At 73.7% G+C, this 20,185-nt stretch carries 16 protein-coding genes; 8 read left to right on the forward strand and 8 right to left on the reverse strand.

The features are described 5' to 3' along the window. Nucleotides 1-248: 248 nt before the first annotated feature. Both ACFVXH_RS24885 and ACFVXH_RS24890 read left to right on the forward strand, forming a co-directional pair. Nucleotides 249-656, forward strand: a complete 408-nt coding sequence (locus ACFVXH_RS24885; protein ID WP_049659240.1) for a YciI family protein — start codon at nt 249-251, stop codon at nt 654-656. An 8-nt stretch (nt 657-664) separates the two neighbouring features. Next, nucleotides 665-1,822: an RNA polymerase sigma factor gene (locus ACFVXH_RS24890; protein ID WP_387827581.1), complete on the forward strand. Its 1,158-nt coding sequence runs from the start codon at nt 665-667 to the stop codon at nt 1,820-1,822. Between the two features lie 21 nt (nt 1,823-1,843). Here ACFVXH_RS24890 and ACFVXH_RS24895 read toward each other — a convergent pair whose 3' ends face one another. From ACFVXH_RS24895 to ACFVXH_RS24915, 5 genes are all read right to left on the reverse strand, one after another. Continuing rightward, the gene (locus ACFVXH_RS24895; RefSeq protein ID WP_117488066.1) at nt 1,844-3,154 is read right to left on the reverse strand and encodes a DUF58 domain-containing protein; all 1,311 of its coding nucleotides are present in this window, start codon (nt 3,152-3,154) and stop codon (nt 1,844-1,846) included. A gap of 79 nt (nt 3,155-3,233) precedes the next feature. Continuing rightward, on the reverse strand, nt 3,234-4,244 hold the full coding sequence (locus ACFVXH_RS24900; protein WP_387827258.1) for an AAA family ATPase: 1,011 nt from the start codon (nt 4,242-4,244) through the stop codon (nt 3,234-3,236). Continuing rightward, a complete protein-coding gene (locus tag ACFVXH_RS24905) occupies nt 4,241-5,482 on the reverse strand; it encodes a DUF4350 domain-containing protein (protein WP_387827260.1) in 1,242 nt (413 codons plus the stop codon). The genes ACFVXH_RS24900 and ACFVXH_RS24905 overlap by 4 nt, the downstream gene beginning before the upstream one ends. Then, the gene (locus ACFVXH_RS24910) at nt 5,479-6,171 is read right to left on the reverse strand and encodes a DUF4129 domain-containing protein (RefSeq protein WP_387827262.1); all 693 of its coding nucleotides are present in this window, start codon (nt 6,169-6,171) and stop codon (nt 5,479-5,481) included. Before ACFVXH_RS24910 ends, ACFVXH_RS24905 begins: the two co-directional genes overlap by 4 nt. A gap of 5 nt (nt 6,172-6,176) precedes the next feature. Continuing rightward, on the reverse strand, nt 6,177-7,364 hold the full coding sequence (locus ACFVXH_RS24915; protein WP_380741831.1) for a hypothetical protein: 1,188 nt from the start codon (nt 7,362-7,364) through the stop codon (nt 6,177-6,179). Between the two features lie 297 nt (nt 7,365-7,661). Here ACFVXH_RS24915 and mtrA point away from each other — a divergent pair, with 297 nt between their 5' ends. The 3 genes from mtrA to ACFVXH_RS24930 are packed head-to-tail and all read left to right on the forward strand — an operon-like array spanning nt 7,662 to nt 12,313. Next, complete coding sequence (gene mtrA / locus ACFVXH_RS24920; RefSeq protein WP_030247322.1) at nt 7,662-8,339, forward strand: MtrAB system response regulator MtrA; 678 nt, start codon at nt 7,662-7,664, stop codon at nt 8,337-8,339. Nucleotide 8,340: 1 nt separating this feature from the next. Further along, a complete protein-coding gene (mtrB, locus tag ACFVXH_RS24925) occupies nt 8,341-10,446 on the forward strand; it encodes an MtrAB system histidine kinase MtrB (RefSeq protein WP_074005004.1) in 2,106 nt (701 codons plus the stop codon). Then, nucleotides 10,421-12,313: an LpqB family beta-propeller domain-containing protein gene (locus tag ACFVXH_RS24930; RefSeq protein WP_143204674.1), complete on the forward strand. Its 1,893-nt coding sequence runs from the start codon at nt 10,421-10,423 to the stop codon at nt 12,311-12,313. Before mtrB ends, ACFVXH_RS24930 begins: the two co-directional genes overlap by 26 nt. A gap of 67 nt (nt 12,314-12,380) precedes the next feature. On the opposite strand, the gene ACFVXH_RS24935 is transcribed toward ACFVXH_RS24930, so the two are convergent. Then, nucleotides 12,381-13,163: a ComF family protein gene (locus ACFVXH_RS24935; protein WP_387827265.1), complete on the reverse strand. Its 783-nt coding sequence runs from the start codon at nt 13,161-13,163 to the stop codon at nt 12,381-12,383. Between the two features lie 368 nt (nt 13,164-13,531). On the opposite strand from ACFVXH_RS24935, the gene hpf reads away from it, so the two are divergent. Together hpf and ACFVXH_RS24945 are read left to right on the forward strand one after the other, a co-directional pair. Continuing rightward, nucleotides 13,532-14,227 (forward strand): ribosome hibernation-promoting factor, HPF/YfiA family, encoded by a 696-nt coding sequence (gene hpf / locus ACFVXH_RS24940; RefSeq protein ID WP_049657308.1) that lies wholly within the window; start codon nt 13,532-13,534, stop codon nt 14,225-14,227. Nucleotides 14,228-14,497: 270 nt separating this feature from the next. Next, complete coding sequence (locus ACFVXH_RS24945; RefSeq protein ID WP_082346073.1) at nt 14,498-15,250, forward strand: response regulator transcription factor; 753 nt, start codon at nt 14,498-14,500, stop codon at nt 15,248-15,250. A gap of 12 nt (nt 15,251-15,262) precedes the next feature. Here ACFVXH_RS24945 and ACFVXH_RS24950 read toward each other — a convergent pair whose 3' ends face one another. Further along, nucleotides 15,263-16,471, reverse strand: coding sequence for a winged helix-turn-helix domain-containing protein (locus ACFVXH_RS24950; RefSeq protein WP_387827269.1), 1,209 nt, complete (start codon nt 16,469-16,471; stop codon nt 15,263-15,265). Nucleotides 16,472-16,546: 75 nt separating this feature from the next. Continuing rightward, entirely contained in the window at nt 16,547-17,104 is a 558-nt protein-coding gene (locus tag ACFVXH_RS24955; protein WP_387827272.1) for a GNAT family N-acetyltransferase, read from the reverse strand. Between the two features lie 255 nt (nt 17,105-17,359). Here ACFVXH_RS24955 and secA point away from each other — a divergent pair, with 255 nt between their 5' ends. Beyond that, entirely contained in the window at nt 17,360-20,122 is a 2,763-nt protein-coding gene (gene secA, locus ACFVXH_RS24960; RefSeq protein ID WP_049657305.1) for a preprotein translocase subunit SecA, read from the forward strand. The last annotated feature ends 63 nt before the right edge of the window (nt 20,123-20,185 follow it).

A 20,185-nucleotide genomic window follows, 5' to 3' on the forward strand; every position in this document is an offset into this window, starting at 1 on the left:
ATGGTACTGCAGGGGGGACCCTGTGGGAGAGTAGGACGCCGCCGAACAATTCTTCAGAAGAACCCCCATCCGGGTCCCGGATGGGGGTTCTTCGCGTTTTCAGAGCCTCTTCGCGTTTCCGGGCCGGCTGCGGGGCGGGCCGGAAAGAATCTTGGCCGGCCGTGTCGAGAACCCGTGCCCGGCACCGTCCCCGGAGTGGACGCGGCCACAATGGGTCGCACCAGCTCCGAGGATCCGAGGAGAAGACGATGGCCAAGTACCTGTTGCTGAAGCACTACCGGGGCGCCCCGAGCGCGGTCAACTGCGTGCCGATGGACCAGTGGACGCCGGAGGAGGTCACGGCGCACATCCGGTACATGCAGGAGTTCGCGGACCGGCTGGAGAAGACCGGCGAGTTCGTCGACGGCCAGGCGCTCGCGCCCGAGGGGACGTGGGTCCGGTACGACGGCGAGGGGCGTCCGCCGGTCACCGACGGTCCGTTCGCCGAGACCAAGGACCTGATCGCCGGCTGGATGGTGATCGACGTCGACAGCTACGAGCGGGCCGTCGAGTTGGCCGGGGAGCTGTCGGCCGCTCCCGGGGCCGGGGGCGAGCCGATCCACGAGTGGCTGGAGCTGCGTCCGTTCCTGGCGATGCCGGCGACCATCACCGAGTGACGTCCCCGATGGACGAGGCCCTGCTGAGGAGTCTCACGCCGAGTGTCATCGGTGTCCTCGTCCGCCGCGGAGCTGACTTCGCGGCGGCCGAGGACGCGGTGCAGGAGGCGCTGGTCGAGGCGGTCCGGCTCTGGCCGGCCGAGCGGCCGCGCGATCCCAAGGGCTGGCTGGTCACCGTGGCCTGGCGCAAGTTCCTGGACGCGACCCGGTCGGAGGCCGCCCGCCGGCGCCGGGAGGACCTGGTCGACCAGGAGCCGGAGCCGGGGCCCGCGGCCGCCGTGGACGACACGCTGCAGCTCTACTTCCTGTGCGCCCACCCGTCGTTGACGCCCTCGTCGGCGGTGGCGCTGACCCTGCGGGCGGTGGGCGGGCTGACCACCCGCCAGATCGCCCGGGCCTACCTGGTGCCCGAGGCGACCATGGCGCAGCGGATCAGCCGGGCCAAGCGCACCGTCTCGGCCGTCAGGTTCGATCAGCCGGGGGACGTCGCGACCGTGCTCCGGGTCCTCTACCTGGTCTTCAACGAGGGCTACTCCGGCGATCTCGACCTCGCGGCCGAGGCGATCCGGCTCACCCGGCAGCTCGCCGCGGTGATCGACCACCCCGAGGTGGCCGGACTGCTGGCCCTGATGCTGCTGCACCACGCCCGGCGGGCGGGCAGGACCGCGCCCGACGGCGCGCTGGTGCCGCTGGCCGAGCAGGACCGCGGCCGGTGGGACACCGGGCTGATCGCCGAGGGCATCGGGATCCTCCAGGGGGCCCTGGCCCGGGACCGGCTGGGCGAGTTCCAGGCCCAGGCGGCCATCGCGGCGCTGCACGCCGACGCGCCCACCGCCGGGGAGACGGACTGGGTGCAGATCGTCGAGTGGTACGACGAGCTCGTCCGGTTGACCGCGAGCCCGGTGGTGCGGCTCAACCGCGCGGTGGCGGTCGGCGAGGCCGACGGTCCGCGCGCGGGGCTGGCGGCGCTCGCGGAGCTGGACGACGCGCTGCCCAGGTACGCGGCGGTGGCGGCGTACCTCCACGAGCGCGACGGGGACCTGGTGGCGGCGGCCCGGTTGTACGCGGAGGCGGCGCACCGGGCGCCCGACCTTGCCGAGCGCGACCATCTGACCCGTCAGGCGGCCCGGCTCAACACGCTTCTGAAGGATCGTCGGACGGACTGAGTCCGGCCGGGGGAGCGGAGCTCAGAGCCGGCCGGCGGCCTTCAGCGCCAGGTAGGTGTCGGCGAGGGCCGGGGCGATCCGGGTCGGCGGGGCGTCCAGGACGGTGACGCCGTGGCGGGTGAGGTGCTCGGCGGTGGCCCGGCGGTCGGCCCGGGTCTGTTCGGCGGCGGCCGCGCCGTAGACGGCCTCCAGGGTGCCCCGCCCGGCGGCGAGGGCGTCCAGCTGCGGGTCGGCGACCGAGGCGAGGACGACCTCGTGGCGCTTGGTGAGCATCGGCAGCAGCGGACGCAGGCCGTCCTCGACCGGGGCCGCGTCGAGGCCGGTGAGCAGCACGATCAGCGAGCGCTGCGGCGCCATCTTGAGCGCGGTGGCGACCAGTGAGCGCATGTCGGTCTCGTGCAGCGCGGGTTCCAGCCCGGCCATCGCGTTGGTGAAGGCGGGCAGCACCTCGTGGGCCGAGCTGCCGGCCACCGCGACGCGCTTGCGGGAGTCGTGGGCGAGCAGGTCGACCCGGTCGCCGGCCCGGGTGGCGAGGGCGGTGAGCAGCAGTGCGGCGTCGAGGGCGGCGTCCAGGCGGGGCGCGTCGCCGACCCGGCCGGCCGAGGTGCGGCCGGTGTCGAGGACGACGAGGATGTGCCGGTCGCGTTCGGGGCGCCAGGTGCGGACGGCGACGGTGTTGCGGCGGGCGCTGGCGCGCCAGTCGATGGAGCGGACGTCGTCGCCGGGCAGGTACTCGCGCAGGGAGTCGAACTCGGTGCCCTGGCCGCGGGTCAGGACGGAGGTGCGGCCGTCGAGTTCGCGCAGCCGGGCGAGCCGGGAGGGCAGGTGCTTGCGGCTGGCGAACGGGGGCAGCGCGCGGACCGTCCAGGGGACGAGGTGCGAGCCCTGGCGGGCGGCCAGGCCGAGCGGGCCGAGCGAGCGGACCGTCACCCGGTGGGCGTGATGGTCGCCGCGGCGGGTGGGGGTGAGCACGGTGGTGATCCGGCGCCGTTCGCCGCCGGGGAGGGCCAGGGTGTGCCGGGAGGCGGCCTCGGCGGTGCCGGGGCGCCAGGCGGAGGGGGCCCAGGCGTCGCGGACCAGGCCGCGGAGCGGCCGGCCGGACGGGTTGGTGACGGTCAGTTCGACGGTGGCGGGCTCGCCGAGCCGGACGGTGGTGTCGCCGGCCCGCCCGAACCGCAGGCCGCGGACCGGGGCGGCGAGCACCAGGTCGACCGCGACGGCGACCAGCACCGCACCGGTGACCAGGCCGATCCCGGTCCAGGACGGCAGCAGCAGGCCCACGACGAGCGCGCCGAGTGCGGCGAGCAGGGCGGTTCGCCCGGTGAGGGCCATGCGGTGCGCTCCTTCGGAAGCCCGTGCGTCGGAACCCGTGGGCCGGCGGCCGGAACGGGGGCGGTACGGCGGGGTGGGGTCAGCGGGGTGCGGGCGTCTGGGTGAGGACGGCCTGGATGACGGAGTCGGCGGTGACGCCCTCCATCTCGGCCTCGGCGCGCAGCGCGACCCGGTGCCGCAGGGTGGGCAGGGCGAGCGCCTTGGCGTCGTCCGGGGTGACGTAGTCGCGGCCGGCCAGCCAGGCCCAGGCGCGGGAGGCGGCGAGCAGGGCGGTGGCGCCGCGCGGGGAGACGCCGATGGACAGCGACGGGGACTGCCGGGTGGCCCGGCAGAGGTCGACGATGTAGGCGAGGACCTCGGGGGAGACAGTCAGCTTGGCGATCTGCTCGCGGGCGGCGGCGACGTGCTCGGGGCCGGCGACCGGGCGGACGCCGGCCGCGCCGAGGTCGCGCGGGTCGAAGCCGGCGGCGTGCCGGGAGAGCACCTGGAACTCCTGGTCGCGGTCGGGCAGCGGCAGGACCAGCTTGAGCAGGAAGCGGTCCAGCTGGGCCTCGGGCAGCGGGTAGGTGCCCTCGTACTCGACCGGGTTCTGGGTCGCGGCGACCAGGAACGGGACGGGCAGCGGGCGCGCCTCGCCGTCCACCGTGACCTGGTGCTCCTCCATGGCCTCCAGCAGGGCGGCCTGGGTCTTCGGCGGGGTGCGGTTGATCTCGTCGGCGAGCAGCAGGTTGGTGAAGACCGGGCCGGGCTGGAAGGAGAACTCGGCGGTGCGGGCGTCGTAGACGAGCGAGCCGGTGACGTCGCCGGGCATCAGGTCGGGGGTGAACTGGATGCGCTTGGTGCCCAGGCTGAGCGCGGTGGACAGGGTGCGCACCAGCAGGGTCTTGGCGACGCCGGGGACGCCCTCCAGCAGCACGTGGCCGCCGCAGAGCAGGGCGACGACCAGGCCGGTGACGGCCGCGTCCTGGCCGACCACGGCCTTGCCGATCTCGGCGCGCAGGGCGGTCAGCGCGGCGCGCGGGTCGGTGGCGGGGGTGGCGGGCGCCGTGCCGGGGACGGGGCGGAGCTGGGCGGTTGCCTGGTCGGTCACGGGTTCCGTACCTGCCTTTCGAGGGCGTCGAGGTCGTCGGCGAGCCGCAGCAGTGCGGCGTCGTCGGTCGGGGGCGGGCCGTACAGCAGGGCCCGGACGTCCCCGGCGGGCCGTTCGGACAGCCGGTCGGCCAGGGCGACGCAGAGCGCGTCGGGGTCGGGTGCGCCGGCCTGGAGCGGGACGCCCAGGGCGGGGGCGAGGCGGTGCGCGGTGGCGCCGCGCAGGGCCTCGGCAGCGCGGCCGCGGGCCTTGGCGCGCCGGTAGAGGCGGGCGCGGCCCTCGGTGGTCTCGGCGGCGCGGACCACCACGGGCAGGTTCTCGCTGACCACCGGGCCGAGCCGGCGGCCGCGCCAGAGGGCGGCGAGCACGGCGGCGACGGCGAGCTGGTAGCCGGCCCAGTGCCAGCCGCTCGGCAGGAAGTCGCCGAAGCTCTTGGTGCGGGCGCCCTCGGGGAGCGGGGCGGAGTAGTCGGGCAGGTGCCAGGTGAGGCGGGGCTGCGAGCCGAGCAGGCCGAGGGCGAGGGCGGCGTCGCCGTCCTTGGCGAGTTCGCCGTTGTGCAGGAAGGTGCCGCTGCCGAGCACGACGACGTCGCGGTCGCCGTCGCCGGCCGGGAGGACGACCAGCGGGTAGCCGTGGGCGCGCGGGTAGCAGCCGGTGCCGCGGCTGCCGCTGGTGTAGAGCATGCCGCCCTGCTGGGCGCTGCCGGCCCGGACGGCCTCGGTGAGGGCGCACTCCGGGGGAGTGGAGCGGACGGAGGCGTACGGGAGCCCGCCGGCGTCGTCGGACAGCCGGATGCCGGGGGCGAGCGCGGTGAGCGCGGCCGGGCCGGGGGCGACCAGCACCAGGCGCCGGTGCCGGGCGGCGGCGACGGCGCGCAGCTGGGCGGGGTCGAGCAGGTCGGGTTCGGGCAGGACGAGGGTGTCCGGGCCGGCCGCGGCGGTGGCCGGGTCGGTGGTGAACTCGGCCTTGAGGCCCTGGCGTTCGAGCAGGGCGACGACGGCGTGGGCGCCGTCGCGGTCGTACGAGCGCGGGTCCAGCGGCGGGTAGCGGCGGTCCTGGCCGAGGGCGGACACGGCGGCGGCGCCGATCAGCAGGGCGGCGAGGACGGCCAGGTACCAGCGGGCGCGGCGCCACAGGCCGCGGGTGGTCGGGGCGAGGCTGGTCGCGGCGGCGGCGGCGGCGGGCGGTTCGGCGCCGGGCGGTGCCGCGGGTGCGGGGGCGGGGACGGTACTGGTCATGCCGCTCCTCCCGAGGACGGAGCCGGAGCCGGTGCGGGGGGCGCGAGGACCGGGCGGGTGCGCTCCAGCGTCCGGTCGAGCTCGTGCAGCAGCCGGTACGCGCTCTGGTCGGCGGTGCGCTCGCCGTACGCGATGTCGTCGAAGGTCCGGGCGGCCGCGGCCAGTGCGGCGGCGTGCTCGGGCAGCGCCCGGCCGGCCTCGGCGGCGGCCTCGTCGGCGGTGCGGCCGGGGCGGTTGTCGAGCAGGGTGCGCTCCTCCAGGCCGCGCACCAGGGCGCGCATCTGTTCGCGGACGGCTTCGGTCCAGCGTCCGGCGGCGGCGTGCCCGGCGGCGTCCGTCCGGTACTGGTCGGCGCTGCGCGGGCCCTCGGCGCCGTACACGTCCTGGACGGTGCGGGCGGCGCGGCGGGGTGCGCCGAGGCGCCACCAGACCGCGCCGCCGACCAGCACCGCGACGATCAGGAAGAGGACCAGCCCGGTGGTGCCGGTGGTGCCGTCGCCGGAGATGCTGTCGAGCGCCTTGGCGATGTGGTCGTAGATCCAGTCCGTGACGCGTTGCAGTACGGACGGGTCGTGCTTGTGGTACTCCGCGTCGAGCAGCTCGTCGCGGGCGGCCTCGCGCGCCGGGTCACGCGGCACGGTGACGGGTGCGCCGCCCGCGGCGAGGAGCCTGTCCCCCCAGTTAGGCATCCGGTTCAGCGCCTCGCCGGTGCCGGGTCGCCCTGCGCGCCCCAGCCGGTGCCGCTCTGCTCGGGCAGGCCGGCCGCGCGGGCGAGTTCGATGTCCAGGGCCTCGCGGCGGATCCGCTGGTCGATGTAGACCAGCACGCCGACGGCGGCGATGAAGGGGGTGGTGAAGGTGCCGGCGATGATCCCGGCGACCGCCAGCAGGAGCAGCATGGCCACGCCCTGGTCGGCGGTGTCGGGCAGGCCCTGGGCGTCGAGGCTCTCGAAGCCGAGCAGCAGGCCGAGGAACTGGAACGGGACGACCACGACCATCGCGACGACGAGCGCCAGCACGTGGCCCAGCAGGTTGATGCCGAAGACCCGCCACCAGGCGCCGCGGACCAGCCGCCGCGAGCGCGACAGCGCCGTCAGCACGCCCTGCTTCTCCAGCATCAGGGCGGGCGCGGCGAGGCTGAAGCGCATCCACAGCCAGACGGCGACCGGCACGGTCAGCAGGCCGACCAGGGTGAGCAGGCCGGCGATGGCGACGGAGCCCTGGCCGGCGAGGGTGTAGCCGATCAGCGGGGTGAAGCCGAGCAGGACCACGCCGGGGCCGAGCAGGACGGTGAGCAGGGTCAGCCCGAGCAGCTGCAGCAGCCGGGGGCGGGCGTCGCGCCAGGCCTCCCCGGCGGTCGCCGACCGGCCGAGGACGGCGCGGCTGACCACGATGGTGAGCAGCGCGGTGGCGAACACGTTGAGCAGCAGTTCGAGCGGCAGTCCGGCCAGCATCCGCAGGGTCTGGGTGGCCTCGCCGGTCTTGCCCTTGACCAGCAGGTTGACCAGGAGGCTGCCGGCCTGGGCGACCACGGCGAGGCCGAGCGAGAGCGCGAGCACGGTGCGCCAGTGCCGGCGGACGGTGGTGACGGCACCGTCGAGCAGTTCGCCGAAGCTCAGCGGGCGCAGCGGGATGACGCCCGGCTTGGGGCTCGCCGGGGCGCCCCAGCCGTACGGGCGGTGGCCGCCGGGAGGCTGCTGGCCCCACTGCTGTCCCCAGTGCTGTCCGTTCCCGGGGGCGCCGGCCGGGCCGGTCCAGCCGGGGGCGGCCTGTGGTGGTGCCGACGGCCCGGGCACGGCGGCGGGCGCGTCGGCCGGGGGCCGGGCGTCGTCGCGGGGCGGCTCGGACGAGCTGGGCGAGGCCCAGCCCGGGGTGTCGGTCATCACTGCTCCTCGGAGGGCGTCACGGGCGCGACTGCGAACGGATCTTCCGCCCGCGCGCAGCGCCCATCGTGCCATGGGGCCGGAAACCGGCCCCATGGCGATCCGGTTGCTGATCGGCAACGGTCCTCCGCGGCGGGTCGGGCGGTGGTCCGGCGCGGGTTCGCGGGGGGTCCGGAGGCGTTTCCGGGGGAGCATTCGCCCGGTATGGCCGGAATGCACCGGTGGGGGAGTTGGCCGTTCTGGAGCATTGGCACTGCTGTGCGGCAGGTCACAATCCGGTAATGAGAAGATGGACGCATGAAGGGACGCGTCCTCGTCGTTGATGACGACTCCGCACTGGCCGAGATGCTCGGTATCGTGCTGCGGGGTGAGGGTTTTGAGCCGTTTTTCGTCGCGGATGGGGACAGGGCGCTAGCCGCCTTCCGGGAGACCAAGCCGGACCTGGTCCTGCTCGACCTGATGCTGCCCGGCCGGGACGGCATCGACGTGTGCCGGCAGATCCGGGCCGAGTCCGGCATCCCGATCGTGATGCTGACCGCGAAGACCGACACGGTCGACGTGGTGGTGGGCCTGGAGTCGGGGGCCGACGACTACGTCACCAAGCCGTTCAAGCCCAAGGAGCTGGTGGCCCGGGTTCGCGCCCGGCTGCGCCGCGCCGAGGAGCCGACGCCCGAGCAGCTGACCATCGGCGACCTGGTGATCGACGTGGCCGGCCACTCCGTGAAGCGGGACGGCCGGGGCATCCCGCTGACCCCGCTGGAGTTCGACCTGCTGGTCGCGCTGGCCCGCAAGCCCTGGCAGGTGTTCACCCGCGAGGTGCTGCTGGAGCAGGTCTGGGGCTACCGCCACGCGGCGGACACCCGTCTGGTCAACGTCCATGTGCAGCGCCTGCGTTCCAAGATCGAGAAGGACCCGGAGCGCCCCGAGATCGTGGTGACCGTCCGCGGCGTCGGTTACAAGGCGGGACCCAGCTGACGTGACGGAGCGGGCAGACGACACCCCGTCGGGTTCCGCGACCGACGGGGCGGGGGCCGTGCGCGGCGACGTGCTGAGTTCGACCACCCGTCGCCGACGCGGCCCTTCCGGCGTGTTCGCGCTGGTGAAGCGTCAGCTGCGCCGTCCCACGCACCGGGTGGCCGCGCTGTACCGCCGGTCGATCCAGCTGCGCGTGGTCGCGGTGTCGCTGCTGGCGTCCATCGCGGTCGTCCTGGTGCTGGGCGTGGTCGTGGTGGCGCAGGTGCGCACCGGCCTGCTCGGAACCAAGACGGACGCCGCCCGCGCGCAGGCCCGGATCGGCTTCCAGGTCGAGCAGAAGAAGATCGACGAGGCCCGGGACCAGAAGCTGCGGGGCACCGCCGACCCGACCGTCGACGAGATCGGCACCTGGCTGCTGCGGCAGGTCAACGACCTGGCCGGGAGCGGGCAGACGGTCTACTCGGTGATCGCGATGTCCCCCGGCACCGGCGCCGTCGTCCCCGACGGGGGCGGCTTCGCGCCGCGCTACTCGGGCGACATCCAGCCGATCAGCATCCCGGACACCCTGCGGGCCAAGCTGGCCGCCGAGCCCGGCCAGATGTTCGACCAGCCGACCCGGATCCAGCGCTCGCCCGGGAGCAGCGTCACGTCCGAGCCCGGGCTGGCCCTCGGCATGCAGTTCCGCGGCCCGGCGGAGACCTCGTACCAGCTGTTCTACGTCTTCTCCTTCGGCCAGGAGACCGACACCCTCAACCTGGTCACCGGCACCCTGGCGACCGCCGGGGTGTTCGTGGTGATCCTCATGGGCGGCATCGCCTGGGTCGTGGTGCGCCAGGTGGTCACCCCGGTCCGGATGGCCGCCGGGATCTCCGAGCGGCTCGCCGACGGGCACCTGGAAGAGCGGATGAAGGTCACCGGGACGGACGACATCGCCCGGCTCGGGGAGTCCTTCAACCGGATGGCCAACGCCCTCCAGGCGCAGATCCGCCAGCTGGAGGAGCTGTCCCGGGTGCAGCGGCGGTTCGTCTCGGACGTCTCGCACGAGCTGCGCACCCCGCTGACCACGGTCCGGATGGCCGCCGACCTCATCTACGACAGCCGCGAGGACCTGGACCCGATGGCGGCCCGCTCGGCGGAGCTGCTGCAGGGCCAGCTGGACCGCTTCGAGTCGCTGCTCGCCGACCTGCTGGAGATCAGCCGCTTCGACGCCGGCGCCGCGATCCTGGACGCCGAGCCGGTCGACCTGCGCGAGATCGTCGCCCGGGTGGTGGAGGCCGCCGAACCGCTCGCCGAGGCCAAGGGCAGCGCCGTGGTGATCCGCGGCGACGGCGAGCCGGTGCTGGCCGAGGTGGACTCCCGCCGGATCGAGCGCATCCTGCGCAACCTGGTGGTCAACGCGCTGGAGCACGGCGAGGGCCGCGACGTGGTGGTCCGGCTGGGCTCGGCGGACGGCGCGGTCGCGGTCGGCGTGCGCGACTACGGCATCGGCCTCAAGCCGGGCGAGGCGTCCCGGGTGTTCCACCGCTTCTGGCGGGCCGACCCGTCCCGGGTGCGGACCACCGGCGGCACCGGCCTCGGCCTGTCCATCGCGGTCGAGGACGCCCACCTGCACGGCGGCTGGCTCCAGGCCTGGGGCGAGCCCGGCGGCGGCTCGCACTTCCGGCTCACCCTGCCGCGCACCCGCGGCGGCGAGATCAGCCGGGCGCCGTTCCGGCTGGAGCCGGAGGACTCCCGCAACAACCGGGGCCTGGGCGCGCAGGGCACGCCGTACCGGCGGGCGATCAGCCCGGCCGGCTCGACGGCGACGGCCGCCGTCGAGGAGCAGGCGGAGACGCCGGAGACGGTGAGCGGCGGCCTCGGCAGCGGTCTCGGCGGGGTGCTGAACATCGGCCCCGGGCTGGGCCGGCGCAAGCTGCCGGAGGGTCCGCGCGCGGACCCCTCGGGCGTGTGGACGGCCGCCGGGTACGGGGCCACCGGCGCCCAGGTGATGGTGGACCCGACGCCGGGACGGCCGTCGGTGGCACAGCGGACGGCGGAGCCGGACGCGACGGGTGGGACGACGGACGCGGAGGGGTCGCAGCGTGCGAAGGACGAGCAACAGGACTGAGCCGCGGCTCCTCGCGGTGGTCGGCGGGCTGCTCGGCGCCCTGGTGGCGAGCGGCTGCGCGGCCATGCCGGATTCCGGCGGCATCACCAGGGTGGAGCTCTCCCAGGGCTCGGCCGACAAGGACCTGCAGGCCCGGGTCTTCCCGGTGGCGCCCGCCCGGGGCGCCAAGCCGCGCGAGCTGCTGAACGGGTTCCTGGACGCGGTGACCGCCGACGAGGGGTACGACACGGCGCGCAAGTACCTCACCGAGAGCGCCGCCGCCACCTGGAACCCGGACGCCGGGACGAAGGTGCTCTCCGCCACCGGCATCCCGGTCGGCCAGGACGTCACCGACGCGGACACCACGGCGTCGTTGCAGGTGAGCGGGCAGCTGGTGGCCGGCGTCGACGAGCGGCACTCGTACGCGCGGGTCGCCGGGCAGAACAACGACTCGTCCGACTTCACCTTCGTCCGGCAGAAGGACGGCGAGTGGCGGATCGACAGGCTGGCGCCCGGCGTGATCATGAACGAGACCAACTTCCGGAACAGCTTCCGGCAGGTCGAGCGGTTCTTCTACACCGCGCCCGACCCGTCCTCGGTGGTGTCCGGGAGCACCGGCCAGGAGGTGCTGCTCGCCGACCCGGTCTACCTGCGGCGCCGGATAGACCCGCTCACCTCGGCCGTCCGGGCGCTCGTCGACGGCCCCTCCGTCTGGCTCTCGCCGGTGGTCCGCACGGCGTTCCCGGCCGGCACCACGGTCGACAAGGTGAGCATCGACGACAACCGGGTCGCCCACGTGCAGCTCGGCAAGGCGGACACCGGCGAGCCGATGGCCTGCCGGCGGATGGCGACCCAGCTCTTCTACACCGTCGCCGACCAGGGCAAGGGCCAGATCACGCGGCTGGAGCTGAAGGGGCCGCACGGCTCCTGCACGGCCGCCCGCGGTGACTCGCCGTCCACCGGCCCCGGTGCCCTGGCCGGGTCGACGACGGCGACGCAGTACTACCAGCGTGCCGACGGAGCCCTGGTGGCGACCGACGAGGTGCGCCCCGGCGATCCGGTCCGCGGGGTCCTCGGCAAGCCGCAGTCGAACACCAAGCCGCCGCTCGGCGCCTTCGCGGTCAGCCGCACCGGCTCCCAGGCCGCCGCGATCAGCGAGGACGGCCACCAGGTCTGGTCGGTGCCGCTGTCGGACAGCGCGGTGGCCATGGGCGAGCCGGTGCTCACCTCGCCGGCCAAGGGCGGCGACAAGGAGGACGGCTTCGCCTCGCCCACCTGGGACGGCCGCGGCGACCTCTGGGTGGTGGACCGCAACAAGCAGGCCCCGCGGGTGGTGATGGTGCGCGGCGCCAAGTCGTACACCGTGCCGGTCGAGGGGCTGACCGGCCAGACCGTGCAGGCGCTGAAGATCTCCTCGGACGGCGTCCGGGTCGCCGTGGTGGCCAGGACCCCGGGCTCGGCCGTCCGCTCGCTGTGGTTCGGACTGGTCGTGCACGACGGCACCCCGCAGGCGCCGACCGTGAAGATCACCGCGCTGCACCGGGCCGCTCCCACGCTCACCGACGTCGCCTCGGTGTCCTGGGCGGAGACCGACCAGCTGCTCGTGCTCGGCAAGGAGGCCGACCGGACCCAGCAGCTGTACTTCATCAGCACGGACGGCTCGCAGAGCACCGAGACCCAGCTGCAGAGCGCCGAGAGCATGCTGACCGTCTCGGCCTCGGAGTCCCGCGGGGACAGCCTGACCCAGACGCCGCCGGTGCTCGCGATGGGCGAGGTCAAGCAGACGGACGGCAAGCCGAGCGAGATCAAGGCCTTCCGCCTGGTCAACAACCAGTGGCGGGAGACCTCGCTGATCGACAAGCCGCGGTCCTTCTTCTACGCGGGCTGACGCCGCGTCCGAGCCTCTCCGGGGCCTCCGGCCCGGCCCGGCGGGGTGTCGGCGGCCGCGGTGACGGTCAGTCGGACGGGCGCACCGTGGCCGCGACGGTGGCGCCCGCCCGGACCGGGAGGCCGGCGTCGGCCAGCGCCCGGGCGGCCTCGGCGAGGCTGGCCCCGGTGGTCACCAGGTCGTCCACCAGCACCGGGTGACGGCCCGCCAAGCTCCCCGGTCCCGCCAGGCTCCCCGGTCCCGCCAGGCTCCCCGGTCCCGCCAGGCCCGCGCGCCCGGTCCGGGCGCGCGGCAGCACGGTGAGCGCGCCGTGCAGGTTGCGGCGCCGTTCGGCCGCGTTCAGCCCGGCCTGGTCGGCGACCGGCCGGGCGTGCCGCAGCAGCGGTTCGGCCCGGACGTCCAGGCCGGCCCGGCGCAGCGAGCGGGCGGCCGCCCCGGCCAGCCGCAGCGTCGGATCGTGCCCGCGGGCGCGGACGGCCGAGCGCGCCGAGGGCATCGGGACCAGCAGCAGAGGTGCGGCCCCGGCGCGCGCCCCCAGGGCGGAGCGCACGGCCCGGCCGAGGGCCTCGCCGAGCGGCGCGGCCAGCCGCAGCGCGCCCCGCTCCTTGTGGGCGAGCAGCAGCTGCCGGACCGGACCGGTGTACGGCGCGGCGGCGTGCGTCCAGGGCAGCGGGGTGGGGGCGGGCCGTGCGGTGGCCAGGGCGTGCCGGCAGGCCGGGCAGAGCTGGGTGCGCTCGCTGCCGCAGCCCGCGCAGTCGGCGGGCAGCAGGACGTCCAGCAGCCCGGCCAGTGCGTGGCCGAACGGCCCCTGGGCGGACGGCGGAGGAGCGGGGGAGGGGAACGGCGGCACGGCTGCTCCTGGCGGCGGCAGGCACGGAGAGTCAGCACAGAATCGGCCGTACGGGGGGCGTTGTCCAGGTATTTACCCTTACTTCACCCGCGAGAGGGTAGACAGGGTGGACCAGCTTGACCGCCCGACCGCAGTATCGGGTCATACCCTCCTTATCGCCTGGGGAGGCGAAAAACCCGTGTGAGGTGTTCGATAAGGCCCAGGGGGTTTCAAACGTCCCTGGTGGGGAGGAAGTGAGGTGAGGGCCAGTCGTTTCCGCCGCTGGCGGCGGGGACGGGGGGCCGGCAGTGGATGGGCTGGTCCAGCTGGGTCTCAGTCCGGTCCGGTAGCACCCGGATCGGCGTCAGCACGAGGGATCGGAGTTCTGCGTGGACATCGTCGTCAAGGGCCGCAAGACCGAGGTGCCCAAGAGGTTCCGCGAGCACGTGGCCGAGAAGCTGGAGAAGGTCCAGAAGTTCGACGCCAAGGCCATCAGCCTCGACGTCGAGGTGTCCAAGGAACACAACCCGCGGCAGGCCGACCGCTCCGACCGGGTGGAGATCACTCTCCGCAGCCGCGGCCCCGTGATCCGGGCGGAAGCCGCCGCCGGTGACCCGTACGCGGCGCTCGACCTGGCTTCCGCGAAGCTCGACGCGCAGCTGCGCAAGTCCGCGGACCGGCGTCGGGTGCACAAGGGCGGCGCGAACGGCCGCACCCCGATCAGCGTCGCCGAGGCGACCGCGGCCCTGGCCGCGCTGCCGGAGACGACGGCGCCGGAGGGCGAGACGAACGGCGCCGTCCGCAAGACCATGATGGGATCCCTGGAAGTGGAGGGCGAAGGCCCGCTGGTGGTCCGGGAGAAGACGCACCCGGCCGCCCCCATGGCGCTGGACCAGGCGCTCTACGAGATGGAGCTGGTCGGCCACGACTTCTACCTCTTCGTGGAGAAGGACAGTGGCCTGCCGAGCGTGGTCTACCGCCGGCACGGTTACCACTACGGCGTCATCCACCTGCAGACCGACCTCGCGGCCGGCCCGGGTGGCGGGGCGGGCGGCGCGATCGGCGGGGCCGACGACGAGGACTGACCGTCCGAACAGCGATGGAGGGGTGACCCCGGCGGCCGTGGCCGCCGGGGTCACCGGCGTTCGGGGGCGGTTGGGTTCGAACGGCGGCACGGTTCGAACAGCGGTGCGTCGAGGGTGCGGTGCGGTTCCAACGGCGGTGCGTCGAGGGCGGTCTCGCGCCCCGGACGGACGGGTCACCCGTTGCGGGGGAATCGGCATCGGAGCGTGACCGGGGCGGCGCCGGGGCGTGGAATGATTGGCGCACGACGACCCGCGAAGGGGGAGGAGCGGATGGGGGATCACTTCGGGCTGGGGCCCGGGGTCGGGCCAGGGCTGCCGTTGGGGGCGGAGGATGAGCCCGCGTACGAGCCGCACCGGGGTGAACCGATCCGCGTGTTGGTGGTGGACGACCACGCGCTGTTCCGTCGGGGGCTGGAGATCGTCCTCGCGGAGGAGCCGGACATCAAGGTCGTCGGCGAGGCGGGGGACGGCGCCGAGGCCGTGCTGAAGGCCGCCGACCTGCTGCCCGACATCATCCTCATGGACGTCCGGATGCCGCGCCGCAGCGGGATCGAGGCCTGCACGGCGATCAAGGACGTGGCACCGAGCACCAAGATCATCATGCTGACGATAAGCGACGAGGAGGCCGACCTCTACGAGGCGATCAAGGCGGGGGCCACCGGCTACCTGCTCAAGGAGATCTCCACCGACGAGGTCGCCACCGCGATCCGCGCGGTCGCCGACGGGCAGTCGCAGATCAGCCCCTCGATGGCGTCCAAGCTGCTCACCGAGTTCAAGTCGATGATTCAGCGCCGCTCCGACGACCGGGACCTGGTGCCCGCGCCCCGGCTCACCGACCGGGAGCTGGAGGTGCTCAAGCTGGTGGCGACCGGGATGAACAACCGGGAGATCGCCAAGGAGCTGTTCATCAGCGAGAACACCGTGAAGAACCACGTGCGCAACATCCTGGAGAAGCTCCAGCTGCACTCGCGGATGGAGGCGGTGGTGTACGCGATGCGGGAGAAGATCCTCGAAATAGGGTGAGCCTGGCGGGACTTAGCGGTCCGCCAGTAGCTTCTCCAGGGTCGGGCGCAGCCGCTCGTCGTGCAGCGTCCCGACCCGCACCGCGTCGCAGCCGACCCAGTCGGCCGCCTCGCGCAGCGCCGTCGCCAGCGTCTCGACGTGCCGGGCGCCCCGCCCCGGACCGTCCAGGGAGACCTGCCGGGCGACCAGGGTGCGCCCCTCGCGGGCCGGGTCGACCCGGCCGACCAGCCGGCCGCCGGCCAGCAGCGGCATCGCGAAGTAGCCGTGCACCCGCTTGTGCTTGGGCGTGTAGGCCTCCAGCCGGTGCGTCATGCCGAAGATCCGCTCGGTGCGGGCGCGGTCCCAGACCAGGGAGTCGAACGGCGAGAGCAGTGTGGTGCGGTGGCGCCCGCGCGGGGCGGTGGCGAGGGCGGCCGGGTCGGCCCAGGCCGGGGCCGGGGCGCCGTCCGGGCCCCAGCCGGCCACCTCGACCGGGACGAGCCCGCAGTCGGCGAGCACCGGGTCCAACTGCTCGGCGCGCAGCCGGTGGTAGTCCAGCAGGTCGGCCCGGGTGGCCACGCCGAGCGCGGCTCCGGCCTGGGCGACCAGGGTGCGCACGCACTCCCCGTCCGACCGCTCCTGCCCCAACAGGGCGTCGGGGATGGCCTGTTCGGCCAGTGCGTAGACCCGCTTCCAGCTCCGGCGCTCGGTGCAGACCACGTCGCCGAAGGCCAGCGCCCGCTCGACCGCGATCTTGGTGTCGGACCAGTCCCACCACTCGGCGGTCTTCTTGGCGCCGCCCAGCTCGGTGGAGGTCAACGGCCCCTCGGCCCGCAGCTTGTCCAGCACGGCGCGGTAGGTCTCGGGCGGGACCTGGTGGCCCCAGAGGTGGCCGCGGTCGCGGTAGCGGCGGCGCCGGAAGGCGAACAGCGGCCACTCCTCGACCGGCAGGAGGCAGGCCGCGTGCGACCAGTACTCGAAGCTCGTGCCGCCGCCCCAGTACGCCGCCTCGACGGCCGGGCGGCCGACCGCGCCGAGGCGGGCGTACGGCACCAGCTCGTGCGAGCGGGCGAGCACCGAGATGGTGTCCAGCTGGACGGCGCCCAGGTGCCGCAGCACCCCGCGCACCCCGCCGCGGCGGTCCGGCGCGCCCAGCAGGCCCTGGGCGCGCAGGGCGATCCGGCGGGCGTCGTCCGCGCTGAGGACGGCGGCGGGGGCGGGGCGGGCGGCAGCGGCGGTCATGCCGGGGAGCGTAGTCCGGGGCACCGACAGCGCGGGCCCGGGTCGGGACGGAGGGCCCGGGTCGGGGCGGAGGGCTCAGGCCAGGTCGGAGGGCAGCAGGGAGGCGATCCAGGAGTCGTGGAAGGCGCCGCGCTGCTCGGCGTACGAGCGCAGGGTGCCCTCGAAGCGGTAGCCGGCCTTCTCGGCGACCGCGCGGGAGCCGTCGTTGCCGACGTAGGCCAGCCACTCCAGGCGGCGCAGGCCCAGCTCGCGCAGGCCGTAGCGGGAGACGGCGCGCGCGGCCTCGGTGGTGTAGCCGCGGCCGCGGAACTCCTTCACGGCCCACCAGCCGATCTCGGCGCAGCCCGGGTCCTGGGGGCGCAGGACGAGCCCCTGGGAGCCGACCAGGGCGCCGGACTCGCGCTCGAACACGCACCAGATCAGGTTCGCCCCGGTGCGCCGGCCCTCGATGGCGAGATCGCGTACGAAGAACTCGGCGTCCTCGCGGCGGTAGGGCGACGGGACGACCGTCCAGCGCTGGATCTCCGGATCCTGGCAGGCGGCGTAGACCGCGTCGATGTCCGACTCCTGCGGGGGGCGCAGGACCAGTCGGTCGGTGGTGAGGGCGGGAAGTTCGGCGCGAAGTTCGTCCATGAACGGATTATTCCGCCAGGGGAGGAAGGCGGGCATCCGATTATTCGCCCGCCTTGGCGTCCAACTCCACGACCCGCCGACCGTTTTGTCCCGGTGGACGGTGCTATCGGGCCATGTGCTCGCCAGGGTGACACGGGAATACCGTGCTGACGCACCTCCCGGGGGGTTGGACTCCTCGCATACGATGGCCCGTGCGGTGGGGTGGACCCGCCGTGCAGTCGTCCAGTGCCAATACAGGCAAGGAGCCCGCTCATCGTGTCCGTCTTCGACAAGATCCTGCGCGCCGGCGAGGGCAAGATCCTTCGCAAGCTGCAGCGGATTGCCGCCCAGGTCAACTCCATCGAAGAGGACTTCGTCAACCTCACCGACGCCGAGCTGCGCGCACTGACCGACGAGTACAAGCAGCGGCTCGCGGACGGCGAGACCCTGGACGACATCCTCCCCGAGGCGTTCGCCACCGTCCGTGAGGCCGCCAAGCGCGTGCTCGGCCAGCGGCACTACGACGTCCAGCTCATGGGCGGCGCCGCGCTGCACCACGGGTACGTCGCCGAGATGCGCACCGGTGAGGGCAAGACCCTCGTCGGCACGCTGCCCGCGTACCTGAACGCGCTGACGGGCAAGGGCGTCCACCTGATCACCGTCAACGACTACCTCGCCGAGCGCGACTCGGAGTGGATGGGCCGGGTGCACCGCTTCCTCGGCCTCGAAGTCGGCGTGATCCTGGCCAACATGACGCCCGCCGAGCGCAAGCGCCAGTACGGGATGGACATCACGTACGGCACGAACAACGAGTTCGGCTTCGACTACCTGCGCGACAACATGGCCTGGTCGCAGGACGAACTCGTCCAGCGCGGCCACTACTTCGCGGTCGTCGACGAGGTCGACTCGATCCTGATCGACGAGGCCCGTACCCCGCTGATCATCTCCGGCCCGGCGGACCAGGCGACCAAGTGGTACGCCGACTTCTCCAAGCTGGTGCTGCGCCTGAAGATCGACCGGGACTACGAGGTCGACGAGAAGAAGCGCACGGTCGGCATCCTGGAGGAGGGCGTCAGCCGGGTCGAGGACTACCTGGGCATCGACAACCTCTACGAGTCGGTGAACACCCCGCTGGTCGGCTTCCTGAACAACGCCATCAAGGCGAAGGAGCTGTACAAGCGGGACAAGGACTACGTCGTGATGAACGGCGAGGTCATGATCGTCGACGAGCACACCGGCCGCATCCTGGCCGGCCGCCGCTACAACGAGGGCATGCACCAGGCGATCGAGGCCAAGGAGGGGGTGGAGGTCCAGAACGAGAACCAGACCCTGGCCACCATCACCCTGCAGAACTTCTTCCGCCTGTACGACAAGCTCGCGGGCATGACCGGTACCGGCACCACCGAGGCCGCCGAGTTCCACCAGATCTACAAGCTCGGCGTGGTGCCGATCCCGACCAACAAGACGCCGCTGCGCATCGACCAGCCCGACCTGATCTACAAGTCGGAGCCGGCCAAGTTCGCCGCCGTGGTCGAGGACATCGCCGAGAAGCACGAGAAGGGCCAGCCGGTGCTGGTCGGCACCGTGTCGGTCGAGAAGTCCGAGTACCTGTCGCAGGAGCTGCGCAAGCGCGGCATCCCGCACGAGGTGCTGAACGCCAAGCACCACGAGCGCGAGGCGCAGATCGTCGCGCAGGCCGGCCGCAAGGGCGCCGTCACCGTCGCCACCAACATGGCCGGCCGCGGCACCGACATCATGCTGGGCGGCAACTCCGACCACCTCGCGGCGGCCGAGCTGGCGCAGCGCGGGCTCACCCCGACGGACACCCCGGAGGAGTACGAGGCCGCCTTCCCGGCCGCGCTGGAGAAGGCCAAGGCCTCGGTGAAGGCCGAGCAGGACGAGGTCAAGGAGGCCGGCGGCCTCTACGTCCTCGGCACCGAGCGGCACGAGTCCCGCCGGATCGACAACCAGCTGCGCGGCCGCTCCGGCCGTCAGGGCGACCCGGGCGAGTCCCGCTTCTACCTGTCGCTGGGCGACGACCTGATGCGCCTGTTCAAGGCCGGCATGGTCGAGCGCGTGCTCTCGATGGCCAACGTCCCCGAGGACGTGCCGATCGAGTCCAAGATGGTCACCCGCGCCATCGCCTCCGCGCAGACCCAGGTCGAGCAGCAGAACTTCGAGATCCGCAAGAACGTCCTCAAGTACGACGAGGTGCTCAACCGCCAGCGCGAGGTCATCTACGGCGAGCGCCGCCGGGTGCTGGAGGGCGAGGACCTCCAGGAGCAGGTCGGCCACTTCATGGACGACACCGTCGAGGCGTACGTCCGCGCGGCCACCGGCGAGGGCTTCGAGGACGACTGGGACCTGGACAAGCTCTGGACCGCGCTCAAGCAGCTCTACCCGGTCACCCTGGACCTGGAGGAGCTGGAGGAGGAGGCCGGCGGCCCGGCCGGGCTGACCCCCGAGTTCCTGATCAAGTCCGTCCAGGAGGACATCCAGGGCCAGTACGGCGCCCGCGAGGACCAGCTGGGCGCGGAGATCATGCGCGAGCTGGAGCGCCGGGTCGTGCTGTCGGTGCTGGACCGCCGCTGGCGCGAGCACCTCTACGAGATGGACTACCTCCAGGAGGGCATCGGCCTGCGGGCCATGGCGCAGCGCGACCCGCTGGTCGAGTACCAGCGCGAGGGCTTCGACATGTTCACCGCGATGATGGAGGGCATCAAGGAGGAGTCCGTCGGCTACCTGTTCAACCTGGAGGTCCAGGTCGAGCAGCAGGTCGAGGAGGTCCCGGTCGAGGACGCCCAGGTGGCGCTCGACAAGCTGGAGAAGGACGCCGCCCGCCCGGAGATCAAGGCCAAGGGCCTGGAGGCCCCGAAGCCGCAGCGGCTGCACTACACGGCCCCCTCGGACGAGGTCGGCGGCGGTGTCATCGAGGGCGACTTCGACGACCTCGCGCCGGAGGACGAGGGCGACGGGATGACCCGCGCCGAGCGCCGCAAGGCCGCCAAGTCGGCCAAGGGCCGCCGCCGCAAGGGCTGAGCCGGCCGCCGGCCACCAGCCAGGACGCCACGCAGGGCGCCGTTCCCGGACCGGGACGGCGCC

This window comes from Kitasatospora sp. NPDC058184 (genome assembly GCF_042883725.1).
Lineage (GTDB): Bacteria > Actinomycetota > Actinomycetes > Streptomycetales > Streptomycetaceae > Kitasatospora.

What these genes read in the sequence shown, in the direction of transcription:
- ACFVXH_RS24885 (WP_049659240.1), top strand. Translation starts at nt 249, where the DNA reads ATGGCCAAGTACCTGTTGCTGAAGCACTACCGGGGCGCCCCGAGCGCG.
- ACFVXH_RS24890 (WP_387827581.1), top strand. Translation starts at nt 665, where the DNA reads ATGGACGAGGCCCTGCTGAGGAGTCTCACGCCGAGTGTCATCGGTGTC.
- ACFVXH_RS24895 (WP_117488066.1), bottom strand. Translation starts at nt 3,154, where the DNA reads ATGGCCCTCACCGGGCGAACCGCCCTGCTCGCCGCACTCGGCGCGCTC.
- ACFVXH_RS24905 (WP_387827260.1), bottom strand. Translation starts at nt 5,482, where the DNA reads ATGACCAGTACCGTCCCCGCCCCCGCACCCGCGGCACCGCCCGGCGCC.
- ACFVXH_RS24910 (WP_387827262.1), bottom strand. Translation starts at nt 6,171, where the DNA reads ATGCCTAACTGGGGGGACAGGCTCCTCGCCGCGGGCGGCGCACCCGTC.
- ACFVXH_RS24915 (WP_380741831.1), bottom strand. Translation starts at nt 7,364, where the DNA reads ATGACCGACACCCCGGGCTGGGCCTCGCCCAGCTCGTCCGAGCCGCCC.
- mtrA (WP_030247322.1), top strand. Translation starts at nt 7,662, where the DNA reads ATGAAGGGACGCGTCCTCGTCGTTGATGACGACTCCGCACTGGCCGAG.
- ACFVXH_RS24945 (WP_082346073.1), top strand. Translation starts at nt 14,498, where the DNA reads ATGGGGGATCACTTCGGGCTGGGGCCCGGGGTCGGGCCAGGGCTGCCG.
- ACFVXH_RS24950 (WP_387827269.1), bottom strand. Translation starts at nt 16,471, where the DNA reads ATGACCGCCGCTGCCGCCCGCCCCGCCCCCGCCGCCGTCCTCAGCGCG.
- ACFVXH_RS24955 (WP_387827272.1), bottom strand. Translation starts at nt 17,104, where the DNA reads ATGGACGAACTTCGCGCCGAACTTCCCGCCCTCACCACCGACCGACTG.